Source organism: Testudinibacter sp. P27/CKL/0425 (assembly GCF_052931395.1).
Genome location: NZ_CM128801.1, coordinates 2579773 through 2594878 on the forward strand (window position 1 = coordinate 2579773; position 15106 = coordinate 2594878).

Genomic DNA, 15106 nt, shown 5'->3' on the forward strand with positions numbered 1-15106 from the left:
CCTTCTGTCCGCGCTAGTTTCTTTCTTTCAACTTCTCTTTTAACAATTGCTTTAACTGATTGCCCAATTTGCGATCAATGCTGATGCGATATTGTGGAGACTGGCAAGGCCCGAACAAGCTGACCGGCAGCTGAAATTGCGAATAACCACTCTGGGTCGGTGAGAGCCGTAAATCCAAGCGACAGGTCAAATCCATCAGGTTCATCTCCCCTTTGCCGCTCAGATTCAAATCCTCGCCCTGTGCCTGAATTCGGGTCAGGTTGAGTTTGTCACGCCTCCAGTTCAACGCCATATCCAGCTGATTAAACGGCGTTTCAATACGATCGGCGTATTTCTGTGCGCCTTGGCGCAGCGGGTAATATTGACTGATCATTTCGATCAAGTTCAAGCCGTTAAGTGCGGTTTCCGTCGCACGCAAGCGCAGCTTGCCCTGCATCAACACCCCTTGCTCAAACACCGCATCGCCGTCGAAATCCGCCTTGCCACGCAGTAACACCGGCAGCTGCAAAAATTCCAATAATGGGGACAACTCTAATTTTCGTCCTTTGATTACCAACAAGTTATCTTGCTGGCGCCGAATTGAATCCACCGTCAAATTGCCGCTTTGTTGGCTGAGTTGCAGGCGAAAGTGCGGTTTCGGTGCGGCAGTCGGCACCAGCGAATAGTGCAATACCGCACTTTTCAGCGGCAATTGATTAAGTTGCGCTTGTTGCAGCACCAGTTGCAATAAAGTTTGTTGTTGTGACAACGAGATCTTTCGAGCGTGCATTTCCAGCGCTTGATTATTCAGAAAATAGCCTTCCGCCATTTCCGCCTTAAGTGCGGTATCGTACAACTCAACTCCGTTCGGGAACCGTCCGATTTGCGCATTCAGTTGAAGCCGATCGCGTCCGGCACTTTCAACGCTCAAATCTAATAACGCCGTGCGGTAGTTCGAATCAATATCACGCAGTTTAAACGCCAAATTGCGCCACTGCGGCTGTTGCGCCGCCGACAATTCGCCGCCGACAAGCTCGGCTTGCTGCACTTTGGGCGCAAAGCTGAACAAAGAAAGCCAAGAAAACTGTAACGTAGCCTGTTCGGCAGACAGCGTCCATTGCTGATAGGGATAGTTAAGCTGTGATAACGTTAAACGTGGCGAGGGAAAATAACGGATATCCGCACTGGCAAACTGGAGATTCGGCAGCGCGCGCAGGTAGTCATTTGCGCGGCGTTCTAAACTGTTTAATTGATAATGAAGTGACAAACCGAGCGCGGTTGCTGCGGCAACCACAGAATACAACACGCGCTTGTTTCGCATCGGGTTTAATCCTCGTCGATACGGCTGGCGACCGCACCTTGCTGATTTTTATATTTCGCGTTTTGGCGGCTGTTGTATGGTCGTGCCGCTTCACCGCTTAAAATTTCAAAGCTCAGCGCGCCGATCACCATTTTCGGGCGCAATGCCAGCGGCAGCTTGCCTGAGTTAAAAAACTCCAACACGATTTTGCCCTCCCAGCCCGGATCGATCCGATGCGCGGTAACGTGTACCATTAAGCCCAAACGCGCTAAGGAAGAGCGTCCGTCCAGCCAGCCGATCACGTTTGCCGGCAGTTTGACCGACTCATAAGTGGTCGCCAGTGCCAACACGCCCGGATGCAGGAAAAATGCCTCATCGTCGTTCAGCACGATCTCCTCGCTCATCACCCGTTCCAACTGCGCCGACACTTCTTCGCGCGGGCCGCTTAAATCAATATACGGCGCGCTGTATTCGCGAAATACGCGGAACGAATTGCCCAAACGCACATCAATGGTTGCGCCGTTAATTTTATCATTCGACGGGCGCGGATCGAGTGCAATAATCCCTTGATCCAAATAGGCTTCAATATCACGATCACATAATCTCATGCCGTTTCCCCTATTTTTGTTTTAACATCTGCAAAATTTGTGCTTTTAAAATATTGATCGCAATACGATTTTTTCCGCCGCGCGGCACGATAATGTCGGCAAACTGTTTTGACGGCTGAATAAATTGCAAAAACATCGGGCGCACGGTTTTGCGGTATTGCGACACCACCGACTCCAAACTTCTACCGCGCTCCTGCATATCGCGCTGCAAACGGCGGATAAAGCAGATATCCAACGGCGCATCGACGAAAATCGACGCGTTCACTTCGTTGCGAATCCGCTCTTCGGTCAAAAGCAAAATGCCTTCTAAGATAATGATTCGGCGCGGTTTAAATTCGTGGGTGTTGGCGGTGCGGGTATGCTCAACATAGCTGTATTCCGGCACTTGAATCGCCTCGCCGCGTTTCAGCTGCTGCAAATGGGTGACCAACAGCTCGTGATCCATCGAATTCGGATGATCATAGTTGGTTGCGGTGCGCTGTTCAAACGACAGGTGGCTTTGATCTTTATAGTAGGAATCTTCGGAAATGATCCCGATGTCGTTGCCGCCGACTTCTTCACACAATTCTTTGTGAATGGTCGACGCGATTAAACTTTTGCCGGACGCCGACGCACCGGCGATAGCAATAATGATCGTATTGTTAGGTTCATTTTGGGCGGTGGAATTTGAGCTATTGTCAGCCATAATCAATCCTTGCAGTGTATTTTTAAAAGTATAACAAGATTTCAGCGCTTACGCACCCGCACAATCAAGCATAAGCCGCGTAGACTTTAAATTTATTGGTTTTCGCCAGCAGCCGATGCTCGCCAAACGCCCGATCGAGCAATTCGGGATACGGCAAAAACGCATTCGCCACAATTCGCAGCTCGCCGCCTTGACGCAAAAACCATTTCGCTTGTGAAATCAGCTCCTGCACCGCACGATACGCGGTATCGATGCCGTCGTGGAACGGCGGATTGGAAATAATCAAATCAAACTTGCCGTTCAAATCGGAAAACACATCACTCGCCACCACCTCGGCAGACAGCTGATTTTGCTGCAAAGTGCGGTTTGCCGACGCCAACGCCATGGAGTGAATGTCACTCATCACCAGCTCGATTGACGGATTTTGGCGTTTTAAATAGCTGCCGATCACCCCGGCGCCACAGCCTAAATCCAGCACTCTGCCCTGCACTTTTGGGGTTAAACTCGACAGCAAAAGTGCGGTGCCTTGATCCAGTTCATTCGCGCTAAACACCCCCGGCAGGCTATATACGATTAATTCGGGCAGCTGCGGATGTTGATAGCTTTTCCAATAATCCGCCAACGCAAATTTCGGCTGCTGTTGCAACTGAAAATGATATAACCCGCAACGGCGCGCCGAATCAATTTTGTGAATATTACCGAACGGCTGCAGAATTCTCTCCACCGAACGCACGCCGCAGCGGTTTTCACCGATAATTAATACGCTTTGTCCGATTGGCGCACGCGCCAGCAGCTGCATTAATTGAAACAGCACCTCTTGCTTGTTTTTGCTCCAGTAATACACGATTAAATCTGCGTCGTGTCGGTTTTCCACGCTGAAATCGGTGGCAACCGCCGCTTCAATTTGGCGCACATAATCGTAATAACAACTGACCACCTGCACCGAACGGCTATTTTTCAGCTGCGCGGGGAAGTTGTCATGCAAACTGCCGGCAAACAGCACCGACTTATCATCAAAAAACGCGAGGTGGCGCTGTAAAACTTGGCTTTCGACTGAAATCACTATAAATCCTGCTGGTTATTGGTTAAAATCGAACGCTATTATAGCCGTGTTCCGTTATTTATTTAAGGATTATTATGCCGCTGCGCCGCGCCTTGTTGCTTCAACAAATGGGAATCGAACAATGGGTTTTGCACCGTCCGCAAGCCCTGAAAGGCGCATCGGCAATTGCGGTGGCAGCGCACATTAAATTGGTGATTGTCAGTGACGATCCCGCGCCGCCGACCGCACTTTTAGCCGATCTCTATCGCGCATTGGGTGTCAGCACCGAGCAGTGCCTGCTGATTAACCACGAACAATTGCAACGTTTGGCACTCAGTCATTCCCCGGCATTATGGCGGGTCGGCGACGCCCCCACAGAACAAGAAACACCACCAACCGCCGTTGCGCAACTGCCGCAGATCACCTCGCTGAATTGGCAACAGTTGCGCCAAAGTCCGCAAGCTAAACGCCAACTTTGGCAACAGTTACAACAATTTGCATTACAGGAATCACAACCATGATTGCTATTCAGCCGCTCGACGCCGCCGATTTTGACCGTCTTTATCAAATCGAGCAGCAAGCGCATTTGATCCCGTGGTCGAAAGGCACATTGCTGAATAATCAAGGCGAACGTTACCTAAACCTGAAAATCATTAAAAATCAAACCATTGTCGGTTTTGCCATTTGCCAAACGGTGTTGGACGAAGCCACACTGTTTAATATCGCGATTGATCCTGCTTATCAACGGCAAGGGCTCGGCGAACAGCTCTTGCTGCAATTAATCAACGAACTGCGTCAAAGTGCGGTGTTGATCTTGTGGCTGGAGGTGCGCCAATCCAATCTGGCAGCGCAAAAACTGTATGATCGTCTCGGCTTCAATCTGGTGACCCAACGCAAAAATTACTACCCCACCGCCGACAACCAACGCGAAGATGCCCTGGTAATGGCGCTGTATTTGTAGTCGCCAGTCCATATTTAAACCGTCTAATAGTGCGCTTAAAAAATCAACAATCCTTGCCCCCCAATCCGGCGTAAGATATGCTATATATCAATGATAGATAGCACAAGGAGGCTGTATGGAAACCGCAAAAATTTTCACCAGTGGCAGAAGTCAGGCGGTTCGTTTGCCGAAAAAATATCGTTTTGATTCGACTGAGGTGGCAATCAAACAGTTTGCCAATGGCGTGTTACTACTCCCGATTGATAATCCCTGGCAGATCATGCAAGAAGCCGTGCATGAATTTGAAACAGACTTTGAATTGCAACGCGCCGAACAAACCGACACACTGCACGAGGAACTGCTCTAATGTATATGTTGGATACCAATATTTGCATTTATATTATCAATCACAAGCCGGCTAGCGTTTTTCAAAAATTTCAGCAATTCCAGCTGGGGGATTTATGTATTTCCAGCATCACAGCGGCAGAACTGGCTTTTGGCGTGGCTAAATCCGGCTCAATAAAAAATAAACTCGCATTAGAAAAATTTTTAGCGCCCTTGGACACACTGGCATTGTCGGACAATATTATCTGGCACTATGCCGATCTTCGCCAATCACTGGAAAAACGCGGGCAGGCGATCGGCAGTTTGGATATGTTAATTGCCGCCCATGCGCTCGCTAGCGATTGTGTGTTGGTTAGCAACAACACCAAGGAGTTTGAATGCATTCCCCAACTTAAGCTGGAAAATTGGCTATAAAAAACCGCACTTTGCATCTACAAAGTGCGGTCTAAACCGGATTGAAACTGCCGCTTAGGCTTTTTTCAAAAATTCGGATTTCAGTGCCAGACTGACGCCGTCGATTTTGCAATCTACGTTGTGATCCGAGTTGACCAGACGGATATTTTTCGCTTTGCTGCCTTTTTTCAGCACCAATGAGCCTGAACCTTTGACTTTCAGATCTTTAATTAAAATCACTGAATCGCCGTCTTGTAAAATATTGCCGTTGCTGTCTTTAACGATAAATTCATCGCCGCTGTCAGCCGCCGCTTCTTCGCCGCTCCACTCGTTGCCGCAATCCGGGCAGACAAATTGGATGGTGTCGTGATAAACATATTCGCCGTTACATTTCGGGCAATTTGGCATTTGTTCCATGGTGTTTTCCTCATATAAAATTCCGGCGCAGTATAGCATAAAAAAACGCTTTGTGCCGAAGCGCAAAGCGTTTGATGTTGTAATAATAAAAACGGATTATGCGAACACGCCGAATTTCTCTTTCACCAGCGCTTCAAAATCGGTGCAGCCGCCGATCGGTTGTTCGTCAACGAAGATTTGCGGTACGGTTTGTACTTCTTTGCCGACGGATTTAGACAGATCTGCTTTGCTGATGCCTTCAGCGATGATATCGACATAACGGTACTCAAAATCGTCACGAGTATTTTGTAATTTTTCAGCCAATTCTTTTGCACGAACACAATATGGGCAGCCCGGACGGCCAAAAATAACGGTAAACATAGCTTACTCCTAATAGTGAATGAATGTATAAAACACAGTCATTTTAGCTGATTTGGCGGCAAATAAGAAAAGTTTTTTCCGCATTACTGCGATTGGTGTAATATATCAAGACTATTGCGCATAAACCCGCCTACTTTATGATTGGAGACTGCTGATGACCACCGCAAACACACCGCTTTCCACTACAATTGAAACCGCACTTGCCCACCGTTCTATCCGTAAATTCACCTCGCAGCCGATTGCCGAACAAACGGTGCAAACCCTGCTGGATTGCGCACGTGCGGCGTCAAGTTCAAACCATTTGCAATGTGTATCGATCATTCGGGTGACCGACAAAACCCTGCGGGCGCAATTAAAACACTGCGCTTCCGATCAGCAATATGTTGAAGACGCTGCCGAATTTTGGGTGTTTTGTATTGATTTCCACCGTCATCATCAAATTTTGCCGCAAGCACAAACCGATTACACCGAGGTGTTGATGATCGGTTGTGTTGATGCCGGAATTATGGCGCAAAATGTGCTGTTAAGTGTGGAATCAATCGGTTTGGGCGAAGTGTATATCGGCTCAATCCGTAATAAAATCGCCGAAGTCGGCGAACTGCTCGGCTTGCCGCAACACGTTGTGCCGTTGGTCGGTCTGTGCTTAGGCTATCCGGATCAAGATCCGCCGCTGAAACCACGGCTGCCAACCACAGTGCTGGCGAGTGAAAACCGCTATCAAGCGCTGGAACCGCACTTGCTGCAAGATTATGATCGTTTGGTTGCCGATTATTATTGGCAGCGCAATCAGTTAGATATGAATTGGACTCGCAACGTAATTAAAAGCCTAGACAAACCGGTGCGTCCGCAGGTGCTGGCGTATTTACAGCAACAGGGTTTTGCAAAAAAATAACGGAGCGGCAGATGAAACTGTTAATGCTTTGTCGTGAGCCGCGGCTCTACAGTTGCCAGCGCTTGCTGGAAGCGGCGGAAAGCTGCGGACACACGCTGGATATTATCGATCCGAACCGCTGTTTGCTGAAATTGGATCAAGAACAAACCCGCCAATTCAAAATTTATTACCAAGTGCGGTTTGATAAAGAGCCGTATTTGCTGCCACATTATGACGCGGTGATCCCGCGTTTTGGTTCGGGCAGCACTGCAATGGGCTGTGCGCTGTTGCGCCATTTTGAAGCGATGAATATTCCGTGCTTAAACGGCTCGCAGGCGTTTTTAAACGCACGGGATAAATGGCACAGTTTAATGCTGTTGCAGCAGCACGGTATTTCCGTGCCGCCGAGCGCGCTGTGCGGCAATGAATTTGATGCCAAATATGCGGTCAATCAAGTCGCCTCGCCGACCATTCTGAAAACGCTGTCCGGCTCGCAAGGCATCGGGGTGATGTTGGCGGAAAGAGCGCAAAGTGCGGTCAGCATTTTAGAAACCTTGAAACAGGCGAATATTTCCTCGCTGTTGCAAGATTTTATCCACGAAGCCAACGGCTCGGATATTCGCTGTTTTGTGATTGGCGGCAAGGTGATCGCCAGTATGCAGCGCAGCGGGCAAAACGGCGAATTTCGTGCCAATGTACACCGCGGCGGGCAGGCGCAAGCAATTGCGTTAAGTGAACAGGAGAAAGCGTTAGCGCTCAATTCCGCACAGGCTCTCGGTTTGGATATTGCCGGCGTGGATATTATCCGCTCAAATAACGGCCCGTTGATTTTAGAGGTGAACGCCAGCCCCGGTTTGGAATTGATTGAAAAAACCAGCAAAATCAACATCGCATTGCAGATGATCGCCTATCTGGAAAAGCAGGTCCTGCAACGGGCGGAAGACAAAATTAAAAAGGATGTTGAGATTTCGGCTGCGGCAGTTGCTTGATACGCCTAAATTGTTTATGGTTATATGACAATAATTTGAAGGAATGAACAAATGATTATTTATCTGCACGGTTTTGATTGTAACAGCCCGGGAAATCATGAAAAAATTCTGCAACTGAAGTTTATTGATCCTGATGTGCGTTTTGTAACCTACAGCACTTTGCACCCGCGCCACGATATGCAGCACTTGCTTAACGAAGTACATAAACTGGCGAACGAAAGCCAAGATCCGAATCCGCTGATTTGCGGCGTCGGGCTGGGCGGCTATTGGGCGGAACGGATCGGCTTTTTATGCGGCATTAAACAAGCGGTGTTCAATCCGAACCTATTTCCGTATGAAAATATGCAAGGCAAAATCGACCGCCCGGAGGAGTATCAAGACATCGCCACCAAATGCGTCGATCACTTCCGTGAGAAAAACCGCAACCACTGTTTGGTGTTTTTATCGCGCAACGACGGCATTTTGGACTCACAACGCAGTGCCGATACGTTGTCGCCGTTCTACGACATCATCTGGGACGAAAACGAAAGCCATAAATTCAAAAAAATCTCGCAGCATTTGCAACGGCTCGCTGAATTTAAAAAGGCTTAATGTGATATTACCCAACTAAAGTGCGGTCTGACCGCACTTGCTACCCATTCACATCAGTTTGATAAAACTCCAACGGCAAGCCGTCGGGATCTTTAAAGAAAGTGAATAATTTGCCGGTCAGCGGATCACGGCGGATCGGCTCACAATCAATGTTATGCCGTTGTAGATATTCAACCGCACTTTGCACATCTGCCACTTTAAATGCTAAATGGCGCAAGCCACAGGCCTCAGGGTTATTGGCTCTTGCAGACGGGTTTGGAAAGGAAAACAGTTCAATCTGGCTGCCGTCGGCAAAGGCTAAATCCAATTTATAGCTCTGCCGTTCGGCACGATAACTTTCATCGATAATCCGCGCACCTAAAACATCGCAATAAAAAGACTTGGAACGCAGATAATCAGAAACGATCAAGGCGACATGATGAAACCCGAGAATCGGAGTAGCCGCCATACCGCACTTTGCCTGTTTAGTTGATCACTCGACGCGATTGGGTGTAATTTCTTGCCCAGTAGCTGTCGGATAATGAATTGGTGGTCACGCCTTTGCTGGTGCTGGCGTGAATAAATTGATTGTTGCCGATATAAATCCCGACATGGTTATTTTTGCGGAAGAACACCAAATCACCAAATTCTAATTCGCTTTTGCTGATTTTCTTGCCGACATAACGCTGCTCGGCGGTGCTGCGCGGCATTGTCATACCAAAGGCGCGATCGAACGCATTCAACACAAATGCCGAGCAATCGACGCCGTGCTTAGTCGTGCCGCCCAAGCGATAACGCACACCCTGCCAGTTATTATAAAAATCATGCAATTTGGCGAATTGATCCAATGTAACACCGTTGCCCATATTTTCCGGCAAGTTGGTGCGAATGCGCGCGTCTTGCGACTGAAAAACGGTTTGCGGCCCGCTGTTACACGCTGTCAAGGTGGCGATACTTAAAATAAAAATGAGTTTGCGAAACATATTGTTATTAATGAGTTAGATTAATCGGTAACGGTATGTTACTTAAAATTAGCCCAAATTCTACGTTAAGCCGTAACGGCTTTCCAGTAAAAACCGTATTTAAATAACAAATAAGTGCATTTTTTTGACGGACTTCAAAAAATCAATAACAAAATTCGTAAATTATAAGATACGATCTAAGCCTTCGCAGCAAGACTACGCAACCAACGAATCTCATCCGCCCAAATTTCCGGCTCGATGGTTTCTAAAATCAGCGGCATATCGTTAAATTCATCGTGTTGCATAATATATTCAAACACTGCGGTGCCGATAGTGCCTGCACGCAAACTATCATGGCGATCGACCCTGCTGCCAAGTGCGGTTTTCGAGCCGTTAAGGTGCATTCCGCGCAGATAATCAAAACCGACCACTTGCGCAAATTCGCCAAACACTTGTTCGCAACCGGCGTGCGAGGAAATATCGTAACCGGCGGCAAAGGTGTGGCAGGTATCCAAGCAAACCCCGACCCGTGTTTTATCCTCAACCCGTTCGATAATGCCCGCTAGATGTTCAAATCGATAACCGATATTCGAGCCTTGCCCGGCGGTATTTTCGATCACCGCCACCACATTCGGCACTTGCTGATGTGCCAGATTAATCGACTCGGCGATAATTTCAATGCAAACCTGCTCAGAAATTTTGCGCAAATGGCTGCCGGGATGAAAATTCAACAAACTCAGCCCCAATTGCTCACAGCGCTGCATTTCATCGACAAACGCCGCGCGTGATTTTTCTAATCCCTCCGCTTCAGGGTGGCCTAGATTGATCAAATAACTGTCATGCGGCAACACGTGGCGAGGGCTGATATTCGCCTGCTGAAATGCCTGTTTAAATTGTTTAATGCTGCTCTCGCTTAACGGTTTGGCAACCCATTGACGTTGATTTTTGGTGAATAACGCAAACGCATTAGCGCCGATCGCCTGCGCATTAGCAACCGCATTTTCCACGCCGCCGCTGGCGCTGACGTGTGCTCCGATATATTTCATCTGATTTTCCTCTTTTGATTCGGCTTTTATGGTAGCATTATCACTGAATTTAACAAACCTATCGGTATCATTATGACAACCACTATTAATGACTTTTCCATGCTGTGCCGCCTGTTCGGCAACCTGTTCTACCGTGCGCCGCAAGATCCGGTGCTCGCCCCGGTTTTTGCTTGGCTGCAACAAGGCAACTTGACCGCACTTTGGGCATTGAGCACCGATACGCAAAGCGAAAAAGCGTTACAGCAGCTGCAAAGTGCGGTTGCCGATGACAAACTCGCCGCAGATTATCAGCAATTATTCGAAGCAAACGGCGCGGTTGATAGCCGCATTTCCGCTTACGGCGATTATCTGGACGAATTTATCGCCTTTCGCAATGCTCGCGGCATGGAACCACTGCCGCAGCCGGATCATGTGGCGCATTTATTGTTGACCGCTTCATGGCTGGAAGATAATGTCGACTCGCTGGCAGCACAACAAACCCTATTCGAACAATTCCTGCTACCGGTGCTCGGCAAATTTTTAGGCAAAGTAGAAACCCACGATCAAGGCTTCTACCGTGCATTAGCACAACTGTGCCGCGACGCTCTCGCTGCGATGGCGGATGAGTTAGAGGAAAATGCTGAGGGTGAGGAATAATTGATATTCCGCCATTCTTAAAACTATTATGTGCAACAATCTGTTGCACATAATAGCATCAGCCGTCTCAGCTATGATCAAATCAATATGCCAGTCAAATGACTTTATTCAATATTTTTCATTTCCACGATCCATATCGCAAAAATAAATTCCTCTCCAAGACACCTATTTTCATCAAATTAGAATAACAGCATTTATTCACATACGCCCCGTATCTGTGATACGATACATCACACAATATTCAATTATGATCAAAAGTTTTAAACATAAAGGCTTAAAACAGCTATTTGAGCGAGGAACCGGAAAAGGCCTCAATCCAGCCCATTATGCAAAACTGTTGCGTATGCTGGATCTGATTGATAAATCAACTACTGTAGAGGATTTCTGCTTTTTTCATAAAGCGCATGAGTTAAAAGGCGACAGAAAAGGCATTTGGTCGATGACGGTTTCAGGAAATTGGCGTCTTACGTTTGAATTCAGACAGGGAGATGCTTATATTTTAGACTATGAAGATTATCACTAAGAGGCAAAAAGATGAACACACGGAAGCCAACACACCCCGGTGCGATTTTGCGTGAAGATGTTTTACCCGAATTACAGATGACGGTGACTGATTTTGCCGCACACCTCGGTTTTAGCCGAGAAACGATTTCACGCATTTTACATGAAAAAGCACCGGTCTCCGCGAATCTGGCGTATCGTTTAGAATTAGCCGGCATCAGCAGTGCCAATTTATGGCTGAAATTACAAGCGGCTTACGATATTTGGCAACTTAAAACGGCGGCTTCTCCACCTCAGATCAAACCAATCCGTTTAGTCGATTCGATTACTTTCTGACAGGTTATCCACTTTCCCCGCCTCTAACCGCAACTGCTGTTGAATGCTTTGATAAAATTCCGGCAGCAGTTGGGTCATCATGCTGAGCTGTTGGCGAAGCACGCGGTCTTGCTGGAGTTGCGTTTGATTGCTGAATACCGTTTCGCTTTCCGCCTGCAACCGTTGCTGAATATGCATGATTTTGCGCTGTAATTGTTCTTCCGGCAGCTGATCCAAGGTTTGTAGCACTTCAATTAGCTCGCGCGTCGCCGGGTATAACGCCATCAAAAAATACTTATCATCGCCGTGTTCGCCCATTGAATGGCGAAATGCGCCCAGTGCCGAGATATAGCCCAGCAGCCAGTAGTTCTGTTTTAACAGCTTAAAGCCGTTTGCCAGTAAAGTGCGGTATTTTTCCGGTTCGCTGCTCATATTGCCGATCACCGTGTTCAATTCTGCCGCACTTTCATGTGCCGCCAGCCGCACACTGCGGTAGTTCACATGATTGCGTTCGCCAAATTGCAGCTGCGCCATGATATACAGCAAATAACGGGCGTTGGCTTTAATGCTGCGCTGCAAAATCCGCGTGAGTTTCATGTATTTCCAATCCGGCCACAAATACGAAACCGCAAGCCATGCCACCGCCGCACCGATGAGGGTCTCGATAATTCGCGGCAGCGTTGCGCCGTAAATATCAAACCCGCTGATGTCGAAGCTCACCAGCACTTGCACGGTGATAAACAGCGTGGAAAAACTGTAATTATTGTTTTTAAAGAAAAAGAACAGTGTACTGCTGGCAACCAGAATGCCGAGTTTAGCTTCCAATGTCGCCATAAAATACGGCAATAATGAGCCGATAAAAACGCCAAGTAGCGTGCCAATCACCCGCTCGCGCAGGCGTTTTTTGGTGGCGGAATAGTTCGGCTGGCAGACAAAAATCGCGGTCAGCAACACCCAATAGCCGCGTTCCAAATTAAAACTGTTGGCGATTAAACAGCACAGCAACACCACCAGCGCCAAACGCACCGCATGACGAAACAGCTGCGATTCAAAACTGAGGTGGTTTTTACTCGCCGCGCTGATTTCTCGCAATCCGCGCACCCGATCAGTGGTAATGATTTGGCTGAACGAGTGCTGAATGTCATTGCCCTCTTTGCCGAGAAACAGCAGTTGCCACAAAATGTGTTTTAAATTGCCGATCAAGGTGCGCAAATTCTCCAGTTGCGAACTGTCGGGATAGTGCCGGGTAAAATGTTCAAATGACGAATCCACACCGGCAACCGCTCTTTGCAGTCGATCTTTCGGTTGATACGGTTCGCGATTTAAAATTGCGGTAGCAATGTCGCGGCAGTCGTCTGCCTGCAATTCCAATAGACGCTGAATACGAAAAATCAGATCGCTGTTTTGCAGCTTTTTCACCAATTTGCGGTAGTTAAAATGCGACGAACTGGCGCGCTCGTGAATATCTTGTGCGGCATAATAATAGCGGATTAAACGGCTGGTTTTGGAGTGGCGATGCTGCCCGCCCAAGCGGTAAAACAGTGATTGGCGGCACAAACTGAAAGCGGCGATCACTTGGCTGTTTAGGCGTGATAATTCAAACTGCAATGCTCCGGAGCTGTCCGCTTCGTCGGGGTCAAAAAATTTTGATTTGCAATCCAGATAATCCGCCAATGCCAAATAGGCGTTGGCTAAATTTTCATCGACTTTATAACGTGGGAAAAACAGATAAGTCAGTACCGAGGATAAGCTATACAGCAACGTGCCGCATACAATCATCAGCGGGTTGATATACCATTCGGTTTGTGGCAAATAGGTCAGCGAGGTGTAGAGCGCGACAATCAGCGTGCCGAACGCAATGGTGCTGTAACGTTGCCCCAATGCGCCCATCATGGTAAACACAAAGGTGAACATCGTCATCATCAGCGCAAAATAGAGCGGATTATTCAGCGAAATCTGTGCGCCGAACGCCGAGGTGGCAAATGCGGCGATGGTGATCATGATGTTTTTGAGTTTGCCGCTCAAGCTGTGATCCAAATCGACCAGTCCGGCGGCAATAATTCCAAGCACAAACGGCATTGCCGCTGCGGAAATATTCCAGCTCCACACCAACAGTGCGGCGATATTCACCGCAATGAACACCGGAATCACCGCAATCGTCTTGCTGTTCAGCCAATTGACTTTTTTCACCCTTGCGCTCGCTTTGTTGCGGTCTCTATTTATTTCCGACGATCAAATTGTTGATTGAATTGTTGCAATTTCACCGCTTCGGCAACGGCATTCGGCACCACTCTTTGTCCGACCGGAAACAGGGCAATTTGCGCCAGTTTAAAGTGTCCGATGCCGCTTGGAATGCCGACGATGGTGATACACTGTGAAATGCCGACCATAATATGCAGCAAGCACAGCCACCAACCGCAAGCGATAAACCAAATAATGTTCAGCACGCTGCCGAGGCTGTTGGCAACCGAACTCGTCGGCTGCAAGTGTTTAACGTGTACGATTTGATTGCCAAACGGCACTAATGACATTTTGGTAATTTCCCAGCAACTGCGGGTGTAAGGCAAGGTAACAATCAATACCGCACTTAGCACGGTGGCGAAAAACCAGCCCAGCACGGTACTGAAACCAAAAAATACAAAATTGAAAATATTCAGCGCCAGGTTCATATCGCCCCCGTTATTTTAAACGTTCCGCCAGATAACCGGCATAATCGGGAATTTCGATCTCGACGGTATTGTTAAAGCAAGGTGAGCTGATCAGAAAATCGGCGGTTGCCGGATTCATCGCGACCGGAATATTCCACACCGTTGAAATTCGCAGTAACGCTTTCACGTCCGGATCGTGCGGCACGGCGTTCATCGGATCCCAGAAAAAAACCAGCAGATCAATTTTGCCTTCGGCAATCATCGCACCCAGTTGTTGATCACCGCCCATCGGGCCGCTCAACAACGCGCTCACCGTCAAACCGCTCTTTTGTTCAATCAGCTTGCCGGTGGTGCCGGTGCCGTATAAACGGTGTTCCGCCAGCAAAGTGCGGTTTTTCAGACACCAATCAACCAAGCTCTGTTTACAGTGATCGTGCGCGACCAGTGCAATCTGTTTTTTGACCGCAATTTGGCGGGTGGTTTTTTGCATTTTGTTCTC

General features: G+C 48.1%; 22 protein-coding genes. 10 read left to right on the forward strand and 12 right to left on the reverse strand.

All coding sequences use genetic code 11. The features are described 5' to 3' along the window. Positions 1-13: 13 nt before the first annotated feature. From ACUHGC_RS12665 to rsmC, 4 genes are all read right to left on the reverse strand, one after another. Complete coding sequence (locus tag ACUHGC_RS12665; RefSeq protein ID WP_446833638.1) at positions 14-1300, reverse strand: hypothetical protein; 1287 nt, start codon at positions 1298-1300, stop codon at positions 14-16. A 5-nt stretch (positions 1301-1305) separates the two neighbouring features. After that, the gene (gene dcd, locus ACUHGC_RS12670; protein ID WP_446833639.1) at positions 1306-1887 is read right to left on the reverse strand and encodes a dCTP deaminase; all 582 of its coding nucleotides are present in this window, start codon (positions 1885-1887) and stop codon (positions 1306-1308) included. 10 nt (positions 1888-1897) lie between these two features. Next, complete coding sequence (gene udk / locus ACUHGC_RS12675; protein WP_446833640.1) at positions 1898-2572, reverse strand: uridine kinase; 675 nt, start codon at positions 2570-2572, stop codon at positions 1898-1900. A 64-nt stretch (positions 2573-2636) separates the two neighbouring features. After that, positions 2637-3635: a 16S rRNA (guanine(1207)-N(2))-methyltransferase RsmC gene (rsmC, locus tag ACUHGC_RS12680; protein ID WP_446833641.1), complete on the reverse strand. Its 999-nt coding sequence runs from the start codon at positions 3633-3635 to the stop codon at positions 2637-2639. 74 nt (positions 3636-3709) lie between these two features. Between rsmC and ACUHGC_RS12685 the strand changes: the two genes are divergently transcribed. The 4 genes from ACUHGC_RS12685 (at position 3710) to vapC (ending at position 5313) form a co-directional block, all read left to right on the forward strand. Beyond that, positions 3710-4135, forward strand: coding sequence for a DNA polymerase III subunit psi (locus tag ACUHGC_RS12685; RefSeq protein ID WP_446833642.1), 426 nt, complete (start codon positions 3710-3712; stop codon positions 4133-4135). Beyond that, positions 4132-4575, forward strand: a complete 444-nt coding sequence (rimI, locus tag ACUHGC_RS12690) for a ribosomal protein S18-alanine N-acetyltransferase (RefSeq protein ID WP_446833643.1) — start codon at positions 4132-4134, stop codon at positions 4573-4575. Before ACUHGC_RS12685 ends, rimI begins: the two co-directional genes overlap by 4 nt. A 115-nt stretch (positions 4576-4690) precedes the next feature. Then, a complete protein-coding gene (locus ACUHGC_RS12695; RefSeq protein WP_446833644.1) occupies positions 4691-4921 on the forward strand; it encodes an antitoxin in 231 nt (76 codons plus the stop codon). Further along, the gene (gene vapC, locus ACUHGC_RS12700; RefSeq protein ID WP_446833645.1) at positions 4921-5313 is read left to right on the forward strand and encodes a type II toxin-antitoxin system tRNA(fMet)-specific endonuclease VapC; all 393 of its coding nucleotides are present in this window, start codon (positions 4921-4923) and stop codon (positions 5311-5313) included. The genes ACUHGC_RS12695 and vapC overlap by 1 nt, the downstream gene beginning before the upstream one ends. A gap of 54 nt (positions 5314-5367) precedes the next feature. Here the strand turns inward: vapC and ACUHGC_RS12705 are convergent, their stop codons facing one another. Next, positions 5368-5709: a zinc ribbon domain-containing protein YjdM gene (locus ACUHGC_RS12705; protein WP_446833646.1), complete on the reverse strand. Its 342-nt coding sequence runs from the start codon at positions 5707-5709 to the stop codon at positions 5368-5370. A gap of 96 nt (positions 5710-5805) precedes the next feature. Further along, positions 5806-6069 carry a GrxA family glutaredoxin gene (locus ACUHGC_RS12710; protein ID WP_446833647.1) on the reverse strand — a complete coding sequence of 88 codons (264 nt, stop codon included), beginning with the start codon at positions 6067-6069 and terminating at the stop codon, positions 5806-5808. Positions 6070-6223: 154 nt separating this feature from the next. Between ACUHGC_RS12710 and nfsA the strand changes: the two genes are divergently transcribed. Genes nfsA through ycfP form a run of 3 tightly spaced genes read left to right on the forward strand, consistent with a single transcriptional unit; the run spans position 6224 to position 8520 of the window. Further along, positions 6224-6961 (forward strand): oxygen-insensitive NADPH nitroreductase, encoded by a 738-nt coding sequence (nfsA, locus tag ACUHGC_RS12715; RefSeq protein ID WP_446833648.1) that lies wholly within the window; start codon positions 6224-6226, stop codon positions 6959-6961. Between the two features lie 11 nt (positions 6962-6972). Next, entirely contained in the window at positions 6973-7929 is a 957-nt protein-coding gene (locus tag ACUHGC_RS12720; RefSeq protein WP_446833649.1) for an ATP-grasp domain-containing protein, read from the forward strand. A 51-nt stretch (positions 7930-7980) separates the two neighbouring features. Then, a complete protein-coding gene (gene ycfP, locus ACUHGC_RS12725; protein ID WP_446833650.1) occupies positions 7981-8520 on the forward strand; it encodes an alpha/beta hydrolase YcfP in 540 nt (179 codons plus the stop codon). 40 nt (positions 8521-8560) lie between these two features. Here ycfP and gloA2 read toward each other — a convergent pair whose 3' ends face one another. From gloA2 to nfo, 3 genes are all read right to left on the reverse strand, one after another. Then, entirely contained in the window at positions 8561-8968 is a 408-nt protein-coding gene (gene gloA2, locus ACUHGC_RS12730) for an SMU1112c/YaeR family gloxylase I-like metalloprotein (protein ID WP_446833651.1), read from the reverse strand. Between the two features lie 16 nt (positions 8969-8984). After that, positions 8985-9482, reverse strand: a complete 498-nt coding sequence (locus ACUHGC_RS12735; protein ID WP_446833652.1) for an NlpC/P60 family protein — start codon at positions 9480-9482, stop codon at positions 8985-8987. A gap of 176 nt (positions 9483-9658) precedes the next feature. Further along, a complete protein-coding gene (gene nfo / locus ACUHGC_RS12740; RefSeq protein ID WP_446833653.1) occupies positions 9659-10507 on the reverse strand; it encodes a deoxyribonuclease IV in 849 nt (282 codons plus the stop codon). A 69-nt stretch (positions 10508-10576) separates the two neighbouring features. Here nfo and ACUHGC_RS12745 point away from each other — a divergent pair, with 69 nt between their 5' ends. The 3 genes from ACUHGC_RS12745 to ACUHGC_RS12755 all read left to right on the forward strand — a co-directional run bounded on the left by ACUHGC_RS12745 (position 10577) and on the right by ACUHGC_RS12755 (position 11980). Further along, a complete protein-coding gene (locus tag ACUHGC_RS12745) occupies positions 10577-11143 on the forward strand; it encodes a TorD/DmsD family molecular chaperone (protein WP_446834911.1) in 567 nt (188 codons plus the stop codon). Between the two features lie 247 nt (positions 11144-11390). Beyond that, complete coding sequence (locus tag ACUHGC_RS12750; protein WP_446833654.1) at positions 11391-11666, forward strand: type II toxin-antitoxin system RelE/ParE family toxin; 276 nt, start codon at positions 11391-11393, stop codon at positions 11664-11666. Positions 11667-11677: 11 nt separating this feature from the next. Then, on the forward strand, positions 11678-11980 hold the full coding sequence (locus ACUHGC_RS12755) for a HigA family addiction module antitoxin (protein WP_446833655.1): 303 nt from the start codon (positions 11678-11680) through the stop codon (positions 11978-11980). On the opposite strand, the gene yccS is transcribed toward ACUHGC_RS12755, so the two are convergent. From yccS to ACUHGC_RS12770, 3 genes are read right to left on the reverse strand one after another with little or no spacing between them, the layout of a single operon-like run. Beyond that, positions 11957-14149, reverse strand: coding sequence for a YccS family putative transporter (gene yccS / locus ACUHGC_RS12760; protein WP_446833656.1), 2193 nt, complete (start codon positions 14147-14149; stop codon positions 11957-11959). The genes ACUHGC_RS12755 and yccS overlap by 24 nt on opposite strands. A gap of 29 nt (positions 14150-14178) precedes the next feature. Further along, a complete protein-coding gene (locus ACUHGC_RS12765; protein WP_446833657.1) occupies positions 14179-14628 on the reverse strand; it encodes a YccF domain-containing protein in 450 nt (149 codons plus the stop codon). Between the two features lie 10 nt (positions 14629-14638). Continuing rightward, the gene (locus ACUHGC_RS12770; RefSeq protein ID WP_446833658.1) at positions 14639-15097 is read right to left on the reverse strand and encodes a methylglyoxal synthase; all 459 of its coding nucleotides are present in this window, start codon (positions 15095-15097) and stop codon (positions 14639-14641) included. Positions 15098-15106 lie beyond the last annotated feature (9 nt).

Bases quoted from the DNA above. Each gene is read 5' to 3' on its own strand.
- ACUHGC_RS12665 (WP_446833638.1), bottom strand. From the start codon at position 1,300: ATGCGAAACAAGCGCGTGTTGTATTCTGTGGTTGCCGCAGCAACCGCG.
- dcd (WP_446833639.1), bottom strand. From the start codon at position 1,887: ATGAGATTATGTGATCGTGATATTGAAGCCTATTTGGATCAAGGGATT.
- udk (WP_446833640.1), bottom strand. From the start codon at position 2,572: ATGGCTGACAATAGCTCAAATTCCACCGCCCAAAATGAACCTAACAAT.
- ACUHGC_RS12685 (WP_446833642.1), top strand. From the start codon at position 3,710: ATGCCGCTGCGCCGCGCCTTGTTGCTTCAACAAATGGGAATCGAACAA.
- rimI (WP_446833643.1), top strand. From the start codon at position 4,132: ATGATTGCTATTCAGCCGCTCGACGCCGCCGATTTTGACCGTCTTTAT.
- ACUHGC_RS12695 (WP_446833644.1), top strand. From the start codon at position 4,691: ATGGAAACCGCAAAAATTTTCACCAGTGGCAGAAGTCAGGCGGTTCGT.
- vapC (WP_446833645.1), top strand. From the start codon at position 4,921: ATGTATATGTTGGATACCAATATTTGCATTTATATTATCAATCACAAG.
- ACUHGC_RS12705 (WP_446833646.1), bottom strand. From the start codon at position 5,709: ATGGAACAAATGCCAAATTGCCCGAAATGTAACGGCGAATATGTTTAT.
- ACUHGC_RS12710 (WP_446833647.1), bottom strand. From the start codon at position 6,069: ATGTTTACCGTTATTTTTGGCCGTCCGGGCTGCCCATATTGTGTTCGT.
- nfsA (WP_446833648.1), top strand. From the start codon at position 6,224: ATGACCACCGCAAACACACCGCTTTCCACTACAATTGAAACCGCACTT.
- ACUHGC_RS12720 (WP_446833649.1), top strand. From the start codon at position 6,973: ATGAAACTGTTAATGCTTTGTCGTGAGCCGCGGCTCTACAGTTGCCAG.
- ycfP (WP_446833650.1), top strand. From the start codon at position 7,981: ATGATTATTTATCTGCACGGTTTTGATTGTAACAGCCCGGGAAATCAT.
- gloA2 (WP_446833651.1), bottom strand. From the start codon at position 8,968: ATGGCGGCTACTCCGATTCTCGGGTTTCATCATGTCGCCTTGATCGTT.
- ACUHGC_RS12735 (WP_446833652.1), bottom strand. From the start codon at position 9,482: ATGTTTCGCAAACTCATTTTTATTTTAAGTATCGCCACCTTGACAGCG.
- nfo (WP_446833653.1), bottom strand. From the start codon at position 10,507: ATGAAATATATCGGAGCACACGTCAGCGCCAGCGGCGGCGTGGAAAAT.
- ACUHGC_RS12750 (WP_446833654.1), top strand. From the start codon at position 11,391: ATGATCAAAAGTTTTAAACATAAAGGCTTAAAACAGCTATTTGAGCGA.
- ACUHGC_RS12755 (WP_446833655.1), top strand. From the start codon at position 11,678: ATGAACACACGGAAGCCAACACACCCCGGTGCGATTTTGCGTGAAGAT.
- ACUHGC_RS12765 (WP_446833657.1), bottom strand. From the start codon at position 14,628: ATGAACCTGGCGCTGAATATTTTCAATTTTGTATTTTTTGGTTTCAGT.
- ACUHGC_RS12770 (WP_446833658.1), bottom strand. From the start codon at position 15,097: ATGCAAAAAACCACCCGCCAAATTGCGGTCAAAAAACAGATTGCACTG.